This window comes from Streptomyces sp. CNB091 (genome assembly GCF_000377965.1).
In genome coordinates, this window is record NZ_KB898999.1 from 88,425 (window position 1) to 105,483 (window position 17,059).

General features: G+C 68.6%; 10 protein-coding genes. 3 read left to right on the forward strand and 7 right to left on the reverse strand.

Annotation, left to right across the window (positions count from 1 at the left end; genetic code table 11):
* Positions 1 to 175: 175 nt before the first annotated feature.
* Together D581_RS0118565 and D581_RS0118570 are read right to left on the reverse strand one after the other, a co-directional pair.
* The gene (locus D581_RS0118565) at positions 176 to 706 is read right to left on the reverse strand and encodes a hypothetical protein (protein WP_018958717.1); all 531 of its coding nucleotides are present in this window, start codon (positions 704 to 706) and stop codon (positions 176 to 178) included.
* A gap of 103 nt (positions 707 to 809) precedes the next feature.
* Positions 810 to 7,142, reverse strand: coding sequence for an RHS repeat-associated core domain-containing protein (locus tag D581_RS0118570; RefSeq protein ID WP_018958718.1), 6,333 nt, complete (start codon positions 7,140 to 7,142; stop codon positions 810 to 812).
* Between the two features lie 330 nt (positions 7,143 to 7,472).
* Here D581_RS0118570 and D581_RS0118575 point away from each other — a divergent pair, with 330 nt between their 5' ends.
* Positions 7,473 to 10,592: an FG-GAP repeat domain-containing protein gene (locus D581_RS0118575; RefSeq protein WP_063738204.1), complete on the forward strand. Its 3,120-nt coding sequence runs from the start codon at positions 7,473 to 7,475 to the stop codon at positions 10,590 to 10,592.
* A gap of 69 nt (positions 10,593 to 10,661) precedes the next feature.
* Here the strand turns inward: D581_RS0118575 and D581_RS0118580 are convergent, their stop codons facing one another.
* Entirely contained in the window at positions 10,662 to 11,651 is a 990-nt protein-coding gene (locus D581_RS0118580; protein WP_018958720.1) for an aldo/keto reductase, read from the reverse strand.
* A gap of 200 nt (positions 11,652 to 11,851) precedes the next feature.
* The gene (thpR, locus tag D581_RS0118590; protein WP_018958722.1) at positions 11,852 to 12,460 is read right to left on the reverse strand and encodes an RNA 2',3'-cyclic phosphodiesterase; all 609 of its coding nucleotides are present in this window, start codon (positions 12,458 to 12,460) and stop codon (positions 11,852 to 11,854) included.
* Between the two features lie 102 nt (positions 12,461 to 12,562).
* Here thpR and D581_RS0118595 point away from each other — a divergent pair, with 102 nt between their 5' ends.
* The gene (locus D581_RS0118595) at positions 12,563 to 13,147 is read left to right on the forward strand and encodes a Uma2 family endonuclease (protein WP_018958723.1); all 585 of its coding nucleotides are present in this window, start codon (positions 12,563 to 12,565) and stop codon (positions 13,145 to 13,147) included.
* A 97-nt stretch (positions 13,148 to 13,244) separates the two neighbouring features.
* On the opposite strand, the gene D581_RS0118600 is transcribed toward D581_RS0118595, so the two are convergent.
* Positions 13,245 to 14,579 (reverse strand): MFS transporter, encoded by a 1,335-nt coding sequence (locus D581_RS0118600; RefSeq protein WP_018958724.1) that lies wholly within the window; start codon positions 14,577 to 14,579, stop codon positions 13,245 to 13,247.
* Positions 14,580 to 14,714: 135 nt separating this feature from the next.
* Positions 14,715 to 15,155, reverse strand: a complete 441-nt coding sequence (locus tag D581_RS0118605; protein ID WP_007452526.1) for a MarR family winged helix-turn-helix transcriptional regulator — start codon at positions 15,153 to 15,155, stop codon at positions 14,715 to 14,717.
* 134 nt (positions 15,156 to 15,289) lie between these two features.
* On the opposite strand from D581_RS0118605, the gene D581_RS01000000137440 reads away from it, so the two are divergent.
* Positions 15,290 to 15,559 carry a hypothetical protein gene (locus D581_RS01000000137440; RefSeq protein ID WP_020679218.1) on the forward strand — a complete coding sequence of 90 codons (270 nt, stop codon included), beginning with the start codon at positions 15,290 to 15,292 and terminating at the stop codon, positions 15,557 to 15,559.
* Between the two features lie 29 nt (positions 15,560 to 15,588).
* Here D581_RS01000000137440 and D581_RS0118615 read toward each other — a convergent pair whose 3' ends face one another.
* Positions 15,589 to 17,043 carry an NCS2 family permease gene (locus tag D581_RS0118615; RefSeq protein ID WP_018958726.1) on the reverse strand — a complete coding sequence of 485 codons (1,455 nt, stop codon included), beginning with the start codon at positions 17,041 to 17,043 and terminating at the stop codon, positions 15,589 to 15,591.
* Positions 17,044 to 17,059: the final 16 nt, after the last annotated feature.

A 17,059-nucleotide genomic window follows, 5' to 3' on the forward strand; every position in this document is an offset into this window, starting at 1 on the left:
CCAGTTCGCCGTAGCGCACCAAATGAGAAGTCCGGGCCGCGAGAATCAATTCGTACATGTTTCCCCTCCCGGGCGCATGGGCCCGTGCAGGACTCACAGAACCCCCGGGAGCGCGGTAGCGGCCCAGACAAGTCCGGCCTGCACCCAGACCCACTTCGAACGTCACACCGGACGCCTAAGCACTTCCAGCCCACAGCGCCGCAACAGCGCAGACAAGAGCCGCCAGGCCGCAGGCGTCCGCGACCCACGCCCTGGTCATGCGCCTCACGACGCGCCCGCCCGCTCTTCCTCGAAACGCCCGAACGTGCCTCGCGACCTCATCCGAAGCCCGCTCCGTCGAGCGAACGAAATGATCGATGAGAGAAGACCCGAAAGCCGCCGAGCTGATATCACCCTCACCATGCGTAACGATGATCAAGGTGTGTTCCTCGCGGACCTCGGTCACGGCCCTGCAAGGAATCGTATAAGTGAAAACAGGGTTGATCACCAGTACATTCACATCAGCGAGAACAATGCGCGCACGCCCCACGCGGAGGATGAAGGAAGCAGACACCAGACAGACTGCCGCGACACCCAAAGCGTCGACATCGACCCCATCGGCGAGAGAGGCGAGGGCGATAGAGCCGATCAGCATGAGCAGCAGTGCGAACGACCACGCGATGAAAGTGAGTGATTTCCTGCGCAGCAGGACGCGATGACTCTTCAACCTTTGTTCCTCCCATGTGCTGCCCACTCGAAGAACTCCGACGGCCCAGAGGGCGGGGGATTCGCATACGACCTTACCCTGCCCCCACCCCCAGGCCAACGAGTCAGCAGCCGCCGGCGTAGGCCCCGATACTGGAGTTCCCAGCACCACAGAAGCCGACATTGAACCCTGCATTCACGCTCATATTCCCACCGGTGGTCCTCCAGTCAACAGGACCACGAGGGTTGGGCGTGCTCACCCAGGTTCGCTTGCCGCCCCCGACCCCTCTGATTCCGGGAACCTTGGTTCTGACCATGTGCGGAACCTTGGAGATCGCGTGAGATCCGTAGGCGGACCCCCAACTGGACGCCCCTCCGGTGAACCTACTGAGAGTCGCAGCCGCTCCTCCCCCGACCGTCGTCCAAGCCAGATCCTTGCCGAATGCGGCCCAGTCGGCTTCGCCCGTGATTCCCCAGTTGACCCCGAATTTCGCCGCTGCAATTCCCGCCCCAACTACCATACAAGCACCGGCCGAGGCCACAATGCACGCCCCGAAGGCCACCACCGTAAGACCTATCTGAATTTCGTCCCAGTTATTCGACACCCAGCTCTTCGAGTTGTCCCAGGCATCCCTGAAGTTGCCCTTCATGATGTTGCCGAAGATGCCGTCCTTCTTGCGCTGCTCCGCCGCCGCAGCCTTGATGCGGGCCGCCTCGGCCTTCTTCGCCTGCGCATTGACGGTCGCCGTGTACTTCCGAGCATGCTTGTCGTCGATCATGTAGTGAGCGGGGTTGGCCCGGTAGTTGCTGTACTTCCTCTGGGAAGCGGCGTCCTTCTTCGGCGTCTGCTTCCACACCCACTTGCCGCTCTTCTTCGTGTAGCCGGCCGTCATGCCCCGCTCGTTGGCCCACCGCTCGTCGTTGTACGAGTTGCCGCCCACCGGGCCGTCCGGGCGCAGGCCCGTCGGGTCGGACTTGGTGAGTGGGCTGTTGTGGGCGTAGCTGTAGGCGTTCATCTGGGCCGGGTCGTCGAAGTCGATGACCGGGTCGACGGAGAGGAAACGGCCCAGGACCGGGTCGTACTCGCGGGCGCCCAGGTGGGTCAGACCCGTGGGGTCATTCGTGCCGCCGACGAAGCCGCGGGAGCCGAAGACCGTCGACTGCTCGGATCGCAGGCCGCCGAACGGCAGCTGCTTCCTGCGGGTCAGGGCGAGCGAGCCGACCGCGATGGCCGTCATCGCCGTGCCCTGGTGGTCGTTGATCAGGTAGGCGACGGATTTGCCGTTGCGCACCGCGACCGTTTCGCCGTTGTGCGTGTAGTACCGGGTCGCGGTCTTCGCACCGTTCGCCGCGAGGTTCAGCTGATCACCGTTCGGGAGCGTGAGGGTGCTGGACCCGTCGCCGTTCTTCGCGATGATGCGGTTGCCGTCGGCGTCGTACGTGTAGCTGGTCTGCTTGCCGGCCTCGGTGAGCGTCGCCAGGTGCCCCTCGGCGTCCCAGGTGAGGGCCTGGACCTTCGAGCCGATGGTGCGCTTGATCGTGTTGCCGGTCTTGTCGTACTCGAAGACGCTGGTACGCCCGTTGTCCGGTCCGCCGGTGACGGAGGCCTGCCGCACCGCGTGCGGCCGGTCCTCGCCGGGGGCCGGCTGGGTGTAGTCGGTGACGGCGTCCGTCGTCCCGGCCGAGGTGGCGTGCTCCGTCTGCTTCGTGCGGTTGCCGAGCTTGTCGTAGCCGTAGCTGAGCCAGTACGCGTCCGGGCCGCCGACCGTGGCGGCCGAGGGGGCCGCCGCGCAGTCGGTCGTGGCCGTCCACGCCTCGGTCAGCCGGCCCAGCGGGTCGTTGGTGAAGCACTGGGTGTCGGTGGACTTCTGTGCGTCCTGACCGCTGGTGCTGGTCACGCCGGTGACGTTGCCCGATGGGTCGTAGGTGTACGTGGTGTCGTCGACGCGCTGGGGGGCGATGTCCCGGTCCGTCGTCTGCTGGACGACCCGGCCCGTGTGCTCGTCGTAGACCTGCGTCTTGTACGCCTTCTTGTCGAGGACAGCGCTGAACTCGGTACGCACGGGGCGGGAGAAGACGTCGTACAGGGTGTTGGAGACGAGCGCGCCGAACTGACCGCTGGTGCGGAAAGGCTGGTCGTTGCTGTTGTAGTTGGTGACGACCCGCTCGGCCGGAATGTCGCCCACGGCCGGATTGAGCGTCCAGAGCAGAGCCCCGGTTTCCGGCTTGTACCCGTACGTCCAGGTGAACGTGCCCGCCAGGCCACCGGCCGCGGCGGGAACCGTGGTGGTCGTGGACATCGGCTGGTAGCGGTCGTTGAAACCGTCGGTCGCCGTGGTATAAGCGGCCCCTCCGGCGTAACGCGTGCTGCTGGTCAACTGCCCCTTGGCGAGCGTGTCGTAGCTCCATTTCGACAGGGTCGTGCTGCCCTGCTTGACCTCGGTCCTACGGCCCAGCACGTCGTACTCCGTGGTGAGCGTGACACCGCGTTCGTCGGTCATGGTGACCGGTTGTCCGAGGTTGTCGTACGTCGTGTCCGTGACACCCTTGTCCGGGTCGTCGCTCCTGGTCTTCCGGCCCCGGCTGTCGAACGTGTAGCTCCAGACGTTGCCGTCGGGATCCCTGACCGTGCTCGGCTCGTCGTACTTCCCGTACGTGTACGTCGTCTTCTGGGACGCCGTGCGCTGGGCGTTCGTGTACTGCAGAAGTTCGGTCGTGCGTCCACGCGCGTCGGTCACCGTGGTGGTGGCCGTTCCGCCCTTCGGCGGGACGACGGTCGTGCGGTCGCCCTCGTACACCGTCCTGCTGCGCCACTGTTCGTCGCCGAACTTCACCGACAGCGCGTCCGTGACCCGGCCGAGCCCGTCGAAGTGGTTCTGCACCGCCGCCGGCACGGTGTTCACCGCGGCGGAGGACAGCTTCGCCGACGGCGCGCCCTCGGCGTAGTAGGGGGCGTATGTCTGCCAGGCCCAGCCACGGGTGTCGTAGTGGGTCTCGGTCATGATCCGGTTCTGGGTGCCGGTGGCCGGGGCCTGCGTCTGCCGCTCGCGCAGCAGGCCGTCGTAGAGCGCGTAGGTGGTGTTGTAGGCGCCGTTCTGCTTCAGCGTCCTGGTGACGACGGCGTTCGCCTCGGTCCTGGAGATGACGTAGCTGTACTCCGCCGATGGCTTGTCCTCGTGGGCGGCCTTGGGCCAGCCCGGCTCCCACACCTTCAGCACACGGCCGAGCCCGTCGTGGGCGGCGTCGGTGCGCTTGCCGTTCGCGTCCACCGTCGCGGTGACCACTCCCCGGACCGGATCATGCGTGGTCGTGGCCACGTGGTCCTTGGCGTTGGTCACGGCGACCGTCGTCGGCGCCTTGAGGGTGGCCGGGGTGTAGTCGGTCCGCGTGGTGGCCTGAAGCGCGTTCGTCGAGGTCGTCTCGCGGCCGTGCTGGTCGTAGGTGTGGGTGGCGGTCGTGAGGTGCCCCGTGCCCTTGGCGTCCTGCTCGTCCAGCCGTGTCACGTCGCCCCTGACCGGCGGGGTGGACAGGCTCGTCGCACCGTCGTAGAAGTGCCGCGCGGACGAGATCAGGTCCCCGGGGAGGGACGGCGTGGTGCCGCAGGCCTTGGCCACCGTCTTCGTCTCGGAGACCGTGGTGAGGATGTTGAGCGACGGGTTGCGGGCGTACGTGGTGGTGGTGCACCGCTCGTCGCCCGTCTTCGCCGTGTCCCCGAGCGAGGACTCGGTCAGGGTCTGGCCCAGCGCGTCGAAGGTGCGCTCGGTGCGGGTACCGCGCCAGCCTGTGCCGACGGCGGTACGGGTCTGCTCGCTCTTGCCGGCCGTGGCGTACGCGTAGCGGGTGGGCAGTCCTTCGGCACGGGTCTCCGTGGCCGTCGCGGCCGACCGCCACGGCTCGTGGCTGGTGGTGGTTTCGAGCTTGCCGCCGTCCCAGTTGTACGTCGCCTCTTCCCGGGTCATCCCGGCGAAGGCTTCCCTGTCGGTGACGGCGATGCCTTCGTGGTCCTTGACCGCGGCCCCGTCGATGCCCCGGAAGTAGCGGTACTCCTTGAGGGTCCGCTTGTCGGGGGCGACACCACTGCGCACCTGGACGCGGCCGTATCCCCTGCGGTCGCCGTACGTGAGGTGCTTGGCGTCGGTGAACTCGTCGTCCTTGGACTTGGTCCAGCCCATGCCGTCCAGGTACGTGTAGTCGGTCTGCTTGGCGGGGGCGCCGCCGGTCCTGTCGCTCTCCAGGATCTGGGTGACGACATAGGTGTGGAACCAGTCGAGGTAAGGCTCGTAGCCGGCGGCCGGAGCATCCGGGGGCGACCACTTCACCGGGTAGCAGCGACGCGTGTTCGAGGCCGGGGTGGGAACGCTGCCCGCTCTGCAGTCGGCCGCGGAGTAGGTGATGCCGATCGTTCCGCCGGTCTCGGTGTTGATGCCGTGGACGCGGTAGCGCCACAGCGGCGGCACCGGATCCGGCTTGCCGCCCGTGGTCGCTCCCTCCACCCGGTTCGGCATGGTCTTGCCCATGAAGGTCACGGCGGGCAGGGTGACCGAGCCGGTTCCACCGTGCCCGGTGCGCTTGATCGACGCCAGCCACAGCGCGGGGGAGCTGCCGTCTCCCGTGGAGGGGAACTGATGGGTGAAGGCCCAGGTGTCCACCGGCTTGAAGGCGGTTCCGACGAGGACCGACGTGTCGATCTTCGTCAGCCGCGTCCGGTTCCAGAAGGAGGGCGAGTAACGGTCCTTGCACTCCGTCCCCGAGGCGCAGTAGCGGTCGAAGGGAACGTCGGGCCAGTTCTTCGCGTGCGCCTTGTCGAAGGTGCCGCAGTCGCTCAGGCAGCGCTCGCTGTTCGTGAAGTCGATCTTGGCAGCGGGCTGCGCGTAGAAGTTGCCGCCCCGCAGGCCGTACTCGATGCGCTTCAGGGAGCCGCCGCGAACGTACGGAGTCGCGGTGGACGCACCCGTGCTGGGGTTGACGTTGCGGCCGTAGTAGTTGGTCTCCTTGTTCCAGTAGTACGTCATGGCGTCACCGTGCGGGTCGATGACCGCGTCCAGGTTCCAGCGCCAGGCCTGCTGACACCAGGCGTCCTTGAACGCCGCCGCGTAGCAGGGCTCGTCCGGCTGGTTGCCGTAGACCGGCACCGTCCAGGTGGAGTTCGTCTCGTCCTTGCCGGCGGCCCAGCCCGACGGGCGGTTGTAGCCGAAGTAGTAGCGCGTGCCGTCCGGGGTCGTCACCCGCCAGTGCTCACCGTCGTTGTCGCCGTTGGCCCGTGCGGTGCTGGCCAGCTTCTCGACCTTGGTGCCGTCGTCGTTCTCCAGGTGCCACTTACCCGTGGTGGAGTCCTTGACCAGGGTGTTGGACTGGCCGCCCAGGTTGATGACGGCGTTGTCCTTCTTCCAGCAGAGGTCACCGACCTTGGCCGTGGTGGTGCTGTTCTTGGTGTCCTCGGTACAGGAGATGTACTGGCGCTCGATGTAGCCCGGCTCCATGGACCAGCCGTCACCGACGGTGTTGGCCTGGTTGTTCGTCGAGGCGGTACGGCCGTCGACCGACTGCGAGGAGTAGCCGAGCTTCAGGTCGGGAACAGCGCTGCCCGCGACGGCCGGTGCGGAGATCGGGTACGTCCAGGAGAACGCGCCGTTGGAGCCGCCCGCGGACCATGACGCGGAGGGGGCGAGGGAAGTGGCCCCGAAGTCTCCCGACGGGCCTCCCGCCGCCGCGGTCGCGGCCAGCAGCACGGTGCCGCCGGAGACGGCACGCGCACCCGACCTCGGCGTGACGGGGTCGGTTCCCGCGGCCCCGGAGTCGGCCGGCGCGGCCGCGGGCAGCTCGACAGCGGCTTCGAGCGAGCCGGCCTTCACATCGTTGCTGGTGGGCAGGGGCTTGCCGGTGGCGCAGCCCTTCTTGCCCGGGGTGTTCAGCGCACAGGCCGGGAGCCTACTCAACGTGAGCCGGGACGCCCAGTCGCCGCCGTAGGCGTTCCGGAAGTCCGTGTAGTCGACCTTGACGTCCACGGTGCCCTCGGCACCCGCCGTGGGACGGAGAGCCAGAACGACCCCTTCGACACCCAACGACTCGGTGGTGGCGCGGTCGAGAACCTGGACCTGGACCTTTCGAGGACCCGGCTCCTGAGTCCCTCCGGGAGCGGACCTCAGCGCCGAAGCCTTCGCCGGCTCCGCGACCGCGGATACGGGGCGGCTCACGCTGACAGGCAGTGAACCGGCCTTCGCCGGCGCACCCTTCTCGCTCAGGGCGGCCGTCCCGGTACCGGCCTCGGGCCAGGTGACCTCGGGCTTCTTCCACGGGTTCCGGGCCGTCTGATCCGGCTTCGCCGTATCCCGCCTCTCGACCTCGTCGGTCTTGACCGCGTCAGGCTTCCGCAGCCTCAACAGGTCGAGTTCGGCGGCTGCCGCGATCGGCGCTCCCAGCAGCCCGGTGAACAGGATCGCGGCCAGAGTGGCCGCCACCGGCTGCGCCCGTCTCCTCAAACGTCCCGTACTGACGACCCCACCCGAAAACATGCGCAGAACTCCCCACCCATTGCCCAAAAGTCATAGCTGACCACGGAAGTTAGCAAGACTTTCACAGCATCAACACGGGACAGGGGTAACGATTTGACGAACCAACACCCTCCAACGAGGGGAAGAGTGCTGGATTCATTGTTATATGCACCGAATAATGCGAAATAAAGGTCGGTAATTTCAAGGATTGAGGCACCGTCACACCGAGGCCACTTTCAACACGCTTCCCTCACGTTCTAGGGTGCGACTCAAACCGACCCGGGAGGGACTTCTTTAATGGAACTTTTGCGAAGCAAGACCAGATGGAGAGCAAAGGGGGGCATCACCGGCGTGGCGGCGCTCGCCGCCCTCATGACGCTCGGTGCCCCCCAGCAACTTCCCGGCGCCGCCGCCGCGGAACCCGTGGCCGCCACCGTCACCACCGACCCGGAAGAGAGCCCGAAGGCCGTTCCCCAGGCGGATCCCGAGGCCACCGCACAGGCGAAGGCCGCAGAGTCCGGCCGCCCGGCGGAGGTGCTCGCCCAGCGCACCGAGACGACCCAGGTGTTCGCCAACCCAGACGGGACTTTCACCCAGGACACCTACGCACTACCGCAGTTCGTACGTCAGGGCGGCAAGCTCGTATCGATGGACACCACGCTGAAGCCTCTTTCGGACGGCTCTCTGTCGCCGATAGCCACCGAAGTGGACGTGCGTCTTTCCGGCGGCGGCGACGGGCCTCTGGCAACGGTGATGCGCGACGGTCGCAGCATGTCCTGGACGTGGCCGCATTCACTGCCCGAGCCGGAGATCGACGGCGACACCGTGACCTACGGGAATGTCCTTACCGATGTCGATCTCAAGGTCAAGGCGAACCCGGCGGGATTCACCAGTCTCCTGGTCGTCAAGACACCTGCGGCCGCCGCCGATCCCGCCCTGAGGCAGGTTCAATTCGGCCTGGAGACAGATGGCTTGGAGACCAAGACCGACCCCCATGGAAACTTCTCGGCGGTCAACCCGGCGGGCGAGACGGTCTTCACCGCACCGGCCCCCATGATGTGGGACAGCAGCACGGCCGCGCCGCCCGCCGCCGCCCGCTCGGCCGACAGCGCTGCCGGCGGACCGCCGCCGCCGGCGGACGAGTTCGAGCCCGGATACGGTGCGCGGCAGGCGGCCATGGGGCTCGCCGTCACGGACGGAACACTGAGTCTGACACCGGACCAGGATCTTCTGACGGGCAAGGACACGCAGTACCCGGTTCTCCTGGACCCGGCCGTCTCCGGCTCCCGCCACTCCTGGACCATCGCGTACAAGCGCTACCCGAACAACTCGTACTTCAACGGGGCCAACTGGGACGGCGCCAAGGGCACGACGACCGCCCGCGTGGGGTACGAGAACGAGACCAACGGCCTGGCCCGATCCTACTTCCGCATGAAGTCCGCCAACCTGTGGTCCACCAAGAAGGTGGTGTCGTCCTCCACCTTCCGGATCAAGAACACCTGGTCGTGGTCGTGCACGAACAGACCGGTCGAGCTCTGGGCGACCAGCGCGATCTCCGCGTCCACCACCTGGAACAACCGGCCCGAACGGCGTAAGAAGCTGGACTCGGTCAACGATTCCCGCGGCTGGGGATCGGGCTGCCCCGCCGGGAACCTCGCCTTCGACGTGACAGCGGCGGCGAAGGACGGCATCGCCAACAAGTGGCACACGCTCACCTTCGGGCTGCAGGCGCCCGACAGCATGGAGAACGACGTCTTCGGGTGGAAGAAGTTCGACGCCACGACGGCTGCCCTGTCGACCACGTACAACACCGTGCCCAACGTGCCCAACAGCCTGGACACGATCCCCAGTTCCGGTGGGTGCGACATGGTCGCCCCCTACACGACCATCGGGAACACCGACGTCACGCTCACCGCGAAGGTCTCCGACCCCGACGGCGGGACGGTGCGCGCGCAGTTCCGCCTGTGGGGCACCAACAACCTCTCCGGCGGCGCCGAGATCTTCAACCAGATCGTCTCCGTCACCTCCGGCACCGTCGCCCGGGTCAAGGTCCCCAAGGCCACGTTGCAGACGTACCTGACGGCAGCCAAGGGCAACTTCGGCTGGAAGGTGCAGGCGCTCGACTCCACCGCCAAATCCTCCTGGAACCCCACCCCCGGCACCTGCCGCTTCGACTTCGATCCCACCCGGCCCAGCACCCCGCCCACCGTCAGCTCCCAGCAGTTCCCCGACGGCTCCGACGGCTGGCCCGCCACCACCGGCAAGGCCCGGACCGCGGGAACGTTCATCCTCGGCAACGGGGGCGTCAACGACGTGAAGTCCTACGAGTACTGGAGCGACTGGGACCCCGCCGTCCGCAACGTCAGCCCGGGCACCGATCTCGACGGAGACGGCAAGCCCGACGCCAAACTCGTCCTGACCCCGCCCTCGGCCGGAGCGCAGCGGCTCTACGTCCGCAGCCTCGACGCCGCCCAGAACCGCTCCGACCGGGCCTCCTACCTCTTCTACGCCGACGGTCTCACCATCCCGGACCAGGCCGGCGACCTCAACGGCGACGACAACGCCGACCTCTACGGGGTACGCGGCAGCGGCGAGCTGTGGCTGTACCCCGGCCAGGGCAACGGCTACGTGGGCACCGGCACCACCGCGAGCAACGGCGACTTCACCGGGGCCTCCATCACCCACCGCGGGGACTGGACGGGCGACGGCTTCGAGGACCTCATCGCGGCGATCCCGGGCGACGAGGGCAAGACCCTCCAGCTCTACCCGAACAACGGCGTCGGCTGGGCCTGCACCGCCCAGGACGAACAAGCCGACGGGCACTCCCGCTCCTGCCTGTACGAACGCCAGGCGCTCGACGTCTTCGACCCGGCCAACAACCACTGGAAGAACGCGGACCAGATCCTCGCCATCGGTGACGTCGACGGCCCCCTGGACACCGACAACGACGGCACCGTCGATGTCGCCGGATACCCCGACCTCCTCGTCAAGGAGGGCGACTTCCTCTGGCTGTACTACGGCTCCACGTCCTTCTACCTGGACGATTCCCGAGCACCCGTCCTCGTCGGCACCGGATCGTGGTCGAACTACGACCTGGTCCCACCGGGCGACCGCACCGGCAACGGCCGCGTCGACCTCATCGCCCGGCACAGGACGAACGGAGAGCTCCGCCTCTACCAGGGAACCGGCCCCGCCGGCGAGGGCCTCGGCGACGGGGCCGCCTCCACCGTCATCGGAACCGGCTGGACCCGGGCCCACCGCCCGCTGCTGACCGCCTTCCCCGACGCGGGTTCGGACGGAAAGGCGGACATCTTCGCCACCGGCGGTGACGACAAGCTCTACCTGTACCCCAACCTCTCCGGGAGCGGCGTCGCCATCGGAACCTCCGGCTGGCTCGACTTCCAAGCACTCAGCTGACGGACTGAGCCGCAACGGCAAGGGGGCCTCCCGTCACGGCGACGGCAGGCCCCCTTCGCGGTCGCGGGACTACCAGGCGAACGCCTCCGGCGACGGCCCCGGGCCCGGGAAGATCTCGTCCAGGCCCGTGAGCACGGCCTCCGGGAGGTCCAGTTCCAGGGCGCGCAGGGCACTGTCCAGCTGGTCGGCGGTGCGGGGGCCGACGATCGGGCCCGTGATACCGGGGCGGGTCAGCAGCCAGGCCAGGGCCGCCTCGCCGGGTTCCAGGCCGTGCTTGTCGAGCAGGTCCTCGTACGCCTGGAGCTGGGACCGGGTGGCGGGGTCGGCCAGGGCGTCGGCGGCGCGGCCCGAGGCGCGGCGACCGCCCTCGGTCGTCTTCCTGATGACACCGCCCAGCAGGCCGCCGTGGAGCGGCGACCACGGGATGACACCAAGGCCGTAGTCCCGCGCGGCCGGGATGACCTCCATCTCGGCGCGGCGCTCGGCGAGGTTGTAGATGCACTGCTCGCTGACCAGGCCGAGCGACCCCCGTCGGGCGGCCTGCTCGTTGGCCTGGGCGATCTTGTAGCCGGGGAAGTTCGAGGAACCGGCGTACAGGATCTTGCCCTGCTGGACCAGGACGTCGATCGCCTGCCAGATCTCGTCGAAGGGCGTGTCGCGGTCGACGTGGTGGAACTGGTACAGGTCGATGTGGTCGGTCTGGAGGCGCTTGAGCGAGGCGTCGACCGCGCGCCGGATGTTCACGGCGGACAGCTTGTCGTGGTTCGGCCAGGCGTCGCCGTCGGCGGCCATGTTCCCGTACATCTTGGTGGCCAGGACCACCTTGTCGCGCCGGCCGCCGCCCTGCGCGAACCAGGTGCCGATGATCTCCTCGGTGCGGCCCTTGTTCTCGCCCCAGCCGTAGACGTTGGCCGTGTCGAAGAGGTTCAGGCCCGCGCCGAGCGCGGAGTCCATGATGGCGTGGCTGTCCGACTCGTTGGTCTGCGGGCCGAAGTTCATCGTCCCGAGGACGAGTCGGCTGACCTTGAGTCCCGTGCGTCCGAGCTGTGTGTACTTCATGACGCCCCAGCCAACTCCTTCGAGTCCACTCCAGGCAAGCATGTGCCCCGGACGCGCCGGACGGGCACGGCCTCCCGGCCCGCCGGTATCAGCCGCCCAGGGCGGCCCCCACGGCGACGACGACGAACATCAGCACGAGCACGGCCGCCATGATGCGGTTTCTGGTCTTCGGGTCCACCCTTCGAGCGTAACGGCACCGCTCACCCGCCGAGCGCCCAGGCCCGCACCGTCTCGTAGCGCGGCCGCTCCCCCGGCACCCCGGACACCGGCGGATCGCTCCGTACGAGACTCAGCTCACCGGCCTCCCAGCGTTCCCCCTCGAACCCCGCCAGCGCCGCGGTGAAGGGCCTCAGGTCCGCCTCGCCCCGGCTCCGGGCCAGCGTGAGGTGCGGGGCGTAGCGGCGGTGCTCCTCCATCGGCAGCCCGGCCCGCCGGGCGGCGGCGTCGGCGCGCTCGGCGAGCAGCCGCAGCGTGTCGAGCCCGCCCGCCGCCCCGGCCCACAGGGCCCGCCCGCCGAAGTGCCCCGCCCCGTGCACGCGGAGCGGGAAGGGCTCGGTGCGGTGGGCGGCCCGCTCCAGGCGCGCGTACAGCTCCGGGAGGACTCCCTCGGGGACCTCGCCGTAGAACGCCAGGGTGTAGTGCCAGCCCTCGGGGCCCGTCCACCGCAGGCCCCCCGCGCCGGGCAGCGCGTGGAGCGGGGCCAGCGCGGCCCGGAGCCCGGCGACGGCCCCGGCGGGCGGCAGGACGGCGGCGAAGAGGCGCTGGGCGGGCGGACGGCCGGAGCTGTGGCCGGAGCCGTGGCTGCTCATGCGCGCGAGTCTCGCAGGTCCGGGCGTGTCCGGGGCGCCGGGCCTATCGTTGTACTACGCGGCTGCCCGCACGCCCGTGCGACAGCGGGGAGGAGCGGCACGATGACCGTCGTAGACACCGACAGGATCGACATGGCCGACACCAGCGACGAGCGCACCCTGGACATGATGTTCGAGTGGCTTGAGCCCGTCCCCGAGGGATTCAAGGTCGAGATCGTCGAGGGGACCGTTCACCTGTCGCCGCAGCGGGACACACACTGGCGGATCATCTTGGGCATCATCAGGCAACTGCTGCCCTGCTATCAGGAAAACCGGCTCCTGTCCGACGTACGCATCGACTTCCCCGGCGTCCTCAACGGCTTCGCCTCCGATGTCGCAGCCCTTGCCACAGACGCCGCCAAGACCGCCGACGGCCGCTGGCGCTACCAGGACGTCGAGTTCGTCGCCGAGGTGATCTCCCGGAGCACCGCCGCCAACGACTACGGCTCCAAGAAGGCCACCTACGCGCTCGCCGGTGTCCCCGTCTACCTCATCGTCGATCCGTACACCGGCACCTGGCACCTGCACACCCTCCCGAAGGAGGACGAGTACCGCAGTGTCCTGAGCCTGGACTTCGGCACCCCTGTCGACCTCACCTCGACCGTCGTCGGCCTCGTCCTCGCGACCGACGCCTTCCCCCGCGACTGAACCCGTGACCGGCCCCGCGACCCGCCCCGCCCGACCCCGCCCGGCCATACGAGAACCGCCCTCCTCCCGGTCCGGGAGGAGGGCGGTTCTCTGCGGGTCACGCCGCCGTCGCCAGCTGCTCGCGCGGGACGAAGCGGACGTGCGGGCGGCCCGGGCGGAGGTCGACCTTCAGGCGGAGGCCGCCGACGCGGGCGAGGGCGAAGCCGACGCCCAGGGCGGCGACCACCGAGATGGCGCCGCCGGCCGCGAAGCCGGTGCGGGGGCCGTACGTGTCGCTGATCCAGCCGACGATCGGGGCGCCCACCGGCGTACCCCCGGCGAAGACCATCATGTACAGGCTCATCACCCGGCCCCGCATCTCCGGGTCGGCGGCCATCTGGACGCTCGTGTTCGCGGTGATGTTCGTGGTCAGGCCGAGCATGCCGATCGGGACCAGCAGGATCGAGAACAGCCAGACCGACGGGGACAGCGAGGCGGCGATCTCCAGCAGCCCGAACGCCGTGCCCGCGATCACCAGCATCCGCAGCCGCGTGGAGCGGCGGCGGGCCGAGAGCAGCGCGCCGGCCAGCGAACCGGCCGCCATCAGGATGTTGAAGAACGAGTACAGGCCCGCCCCGCCGTCGAAGATCTCGTCGGCGTAGGCGGTCAGCCAGATCGGGAAGTTGAAGCCGAACGTGCCGACGAAGCCGACCAGGACGATCGGCCAGATCAGCTCGGGGCGGCCCTTCACGTAGCGCAGGCCCTCGCGGAGCTGGCCCTTGGCGCGGGGGACGGTCACCGAGGCGTGCATCTCGTTCGTGCGCATCATCAGCAGGCCGACGAGCGGGGCCAGGAAGGAGAGGCCGTTGAGCAGGAAGGCCCAGCCACTGCCGACCGTGGTGATCAGCACGCCCGCGACGGCGGGGCCGATGAGCCGGGCGGACTGGAAGTTCGCCGAGTTCAGGCTGACCGCGTTGCGCAGTTGCGCGGGGCCGACCATCTCGGAGACGAACGACTGACGGGCCGGGTTGTCGACGACGGTCACCATGCCGAGGAGGAAGGCGACCAGATAGACGTGCCAGACCTCCACGACGCCGGACAGGGTCAGGACGGCCAGCGCGATGCCGCACAGGCCGAGCAGGGCCTGGCTGACGAGCAGTATCTGCCGCTTCGGCAGGCGGTCGGCTATGACGCCGCCGTACAGGCCGAAGAGCAGCATGGGGAGGAACTGCAGGGCCGTCGTGATGCCCACGGCGGTGGCGCTACCCGTCAGGCTCAGCACGAGCCAGTCCTGCGTGATGCGGGACATCCAGGTACCGGTGTTGGAGATCACGGCGCCCGTGGCGAACAGGCGGTAGTTACGGATCTTCAGCGACGAGAAGGTCCCGCCGGTCTTGCTCTCGTGGGTGGAAGTCGGTGCGGGGGCGGAGTCTGCTCCGGATCCCGTACTCAAAAGGGTTCGCCTCCTCGGGCGTCTGCGGCGTTCGGTCCGACGAGGACGTGACGACGGGCGCTCCGGCGGTGATCCGGCCCGGACCGGTTCGTGCTTCCGGTCCGGCGGCGGATCACCGTCGGCGCGCCCGCGGGGTCACAGGTGGGCGAGCTTCTCCAACACGGGCGCGGCGGCCCGAAGCGTCTCCCACTCGTCCTCGTCCAGGCCCTCGGCGAGGTGGGACAGCCAGGCGTTCCGCTTGGTGCGGCTCTCCGCGAGCATGGCCTCGGCCTGCTCGGTCTGGCTGACCCTCTTCTGCCGACGGTCATCGGGGTGCGGTTCCAGCCTGACCAGCCCCTTCGCCTCCAGCAGCGCGACGATGCGGGTCATCGACGGGGGCTGCACGTGCTCCTTGCGGGCCAGCTCACCGGGGGTGGCCGAACCGCAACGGGCAAGGGTGCCGAGCACCGACATCTCGGTGGGGCTCAGCGACTCGTCGACACGCTGGTGCTTCAGTCGACGGCCCAGCAGCATCACGGCGGAGCGAAGGGAGCTCACGGCGGCGGCACTGTCGCCGTCGTGGATCAGGTCAGGCATGTTTGTTAGCGTAACTCATTACCCAATCTAAATACCACCTGGTGGTACACGCGCGAGAAATCGCGCACCCGAACGAGTGAGTTAGGAGCGAAAAGTGACGCACAGAGCGCTCCGGGGCGGCGACCCTGCTGGGCATGGGATCGACAGTGCTCAGCCTGCGGATAGACGGTGAGCTGCTCGACCGGCTCCGGCAGCACGCCGCGAAACGCGGAATGAGCGTCCAGGACTACGTGGTCCGGACGCTCATTCGCGACGACTTCGACGAACGCTTCAAGGTGGCCGTCGAGGAGACGGAGAAGTTCTACGGCGACCCCGGGAGGGGCGCCCCCGAGGGAAGCGACCCCGAGGCAAGCGTGACGCCTCCGATCGACTCCAGGAGGAGCGTGACGCCACCGATCACGTGAGGCCGCCGGGCGGTATCACGGAGAACCGATCACGTGAGGCCGAGCGCCGGCATCGCGTAGTAGAAGACGAACACCGCCGAGACCGCGTACATGGCCACCGGCACCTCACGGCCGCGCCCGGCCGCCAGGCGCAGCACGGAGAAGGCGACGAAGCCGATGCCGATGCCGTTGGTGATCGAGTACGTGAACGGCATCATCACCATCGCGAGGAACGCCGGGACCGCGAGCGTGTAGTCGCTCCAGTCGATGTCCCGCACCGAGCCCGCGATGATCAGGAAGCCGACCGCCAGCAGGGCGGGGGTGGCCGCCTGCGACGGGACCATGGTCGCCAGCGGTGTGAGGAACAGCGCCACCGAGAAGAGCAGACCGGTCACCACGCTCGCCAGTCCGGTGCGGGCGCCTTCGCCGACGCCCGCGGTGGACTCCACGAAGCACGTGGTGGCGGAGGAGGAGCTGCCGCCGCCCGCGGCGACCGCGATGCCGTCCACGAACAGCACCTTGTTGATGCCGGGGAAGTTGCCTTCCTGGTCCATCAGCTTCGCCTCGTCGCCGACGCCCAGAATGGTGCCCATAGCGTCGAAGAAGCAGGACAGCAGCACGGTGAAGACGAACAGGACGCCGGTCAGGATGCCGACCTTCTCGAAGCCGCCGAACAGGCTGACCTCGCCGAGCAGCCCGAAGTCCGGCGCCGAGACCGGGTTGCCCGGCCACGCGGGCGTCGTCAGGCCCCACGCCCCGTCGGGCAGGCCCGCCACCGCGTCGATGACCAGGGCGAGAACCGTCATGGCGATGATCGAGATCAGGATCGCGCCGGGCACCTTGCGCACGATCAGCGCGAGCGTGAGCAGCGCGCCGAGGACGAAGACGAGGATCGGCCAGCCGGTGAGATGACCGTCGCCGCCGAGCTGGAGCGGCACGGTGGTGTGCGCGGCGTCCGGCATGCGCGAGACGAAGCCCGAGTCGACGAGGCCGATCAGCAGGATGAAGAGGCCGATACCGATGGCGATGCCCTTGCGGAGCGACTTCGGCACGGCGTTCATCACGCGTTCCCGCAGCCCGGTGGCGACCAGCAGCATCACCACGATGCCCGCGAGGACGACCATGCCCATCGCGTCCGGCCAGCTCATCTTGGGAGCGAGCTGGAGCGCGACGACCGTGTTGACGCCGAGACCGGCGGCGAGCGCGATCGGCACGTTGCCGATGACGCCCATCAGCAGCGTGGAGAACGCGGCGGACAGCACGGTGGCGGTGACCAGCTGCCCGTTGTCGAGCTGGTTGCCGTACATGTCCTTCGCGCTGCCCAGGATGATCGGGTTGAGCACGATGATGTACGCCATCGCGAAGAACGTGGCGAACCCGCCGCGGAACTCGCGGGCGACGGTCGACCCCCGCTCGGAGATCTTGAAGAACCGGTCCAGGCTGCCCTGGGACTGCGGAGTCGCGGGGGGCGGGGAGTCGACCGGAGCGGTGGCCGAGGGGGGCATGGGTGACCTCAGTCGT

Excerpts from the sequence above, each read along its gene's own strand:
- D581_RS01000000137440 (WP_020679218.1), top strand. The coding sequence starts at position 15,290 with ATGGGATCGACAGTGCTCAGCCTGCGGATAGACGGTGAGCTGCTCGAC.
- D581_RS0118615 (WP_018958726.1), bottom strand. The coding sequence starts at position 17,043 with ATGCCCCCCTCGGCCACCGCTCCGGTCGACTCCCCGCCCCCCGCGACT.
- thpR (WP_018958722.1), bottom strand. The coding sequence starts at position 12,460 with ATGAGCAGCCACGGCTCCGGCCACAGCTCCGGCCGTCCGCCCGCCCAG.
- D581_RS0118605 (WP_007452526.1), bottom strand. The coding sequence starts at position 15,155 with ATGCCTGACCTGATCCACGACGGCGACAGTGCCGCCGCCGTGAGCTCC.
- D581_RS0118575 (WP_063738204.1), top strand. The coding sequence starts at position 7,473 with ATGGAACTTTTGCGAAGCAAGACCAGATGGAGAGCAAAGGGGGGCATC.
- D581_RS0118595 (WP_018958723.1), top strand. The coding sequence starts at position 12,563 with ATGACCGTCGTAGACACCGACAGGATCGACATGGCCGACACCAGCGAC.
- D581_RS0118580 (WP_018958720.1), bottom strand. The coding sequence starts at position 11,651 with ATGAAGTACACACAGCTCGGACGCACGGGACTCAAGGTCAGCCGACTC.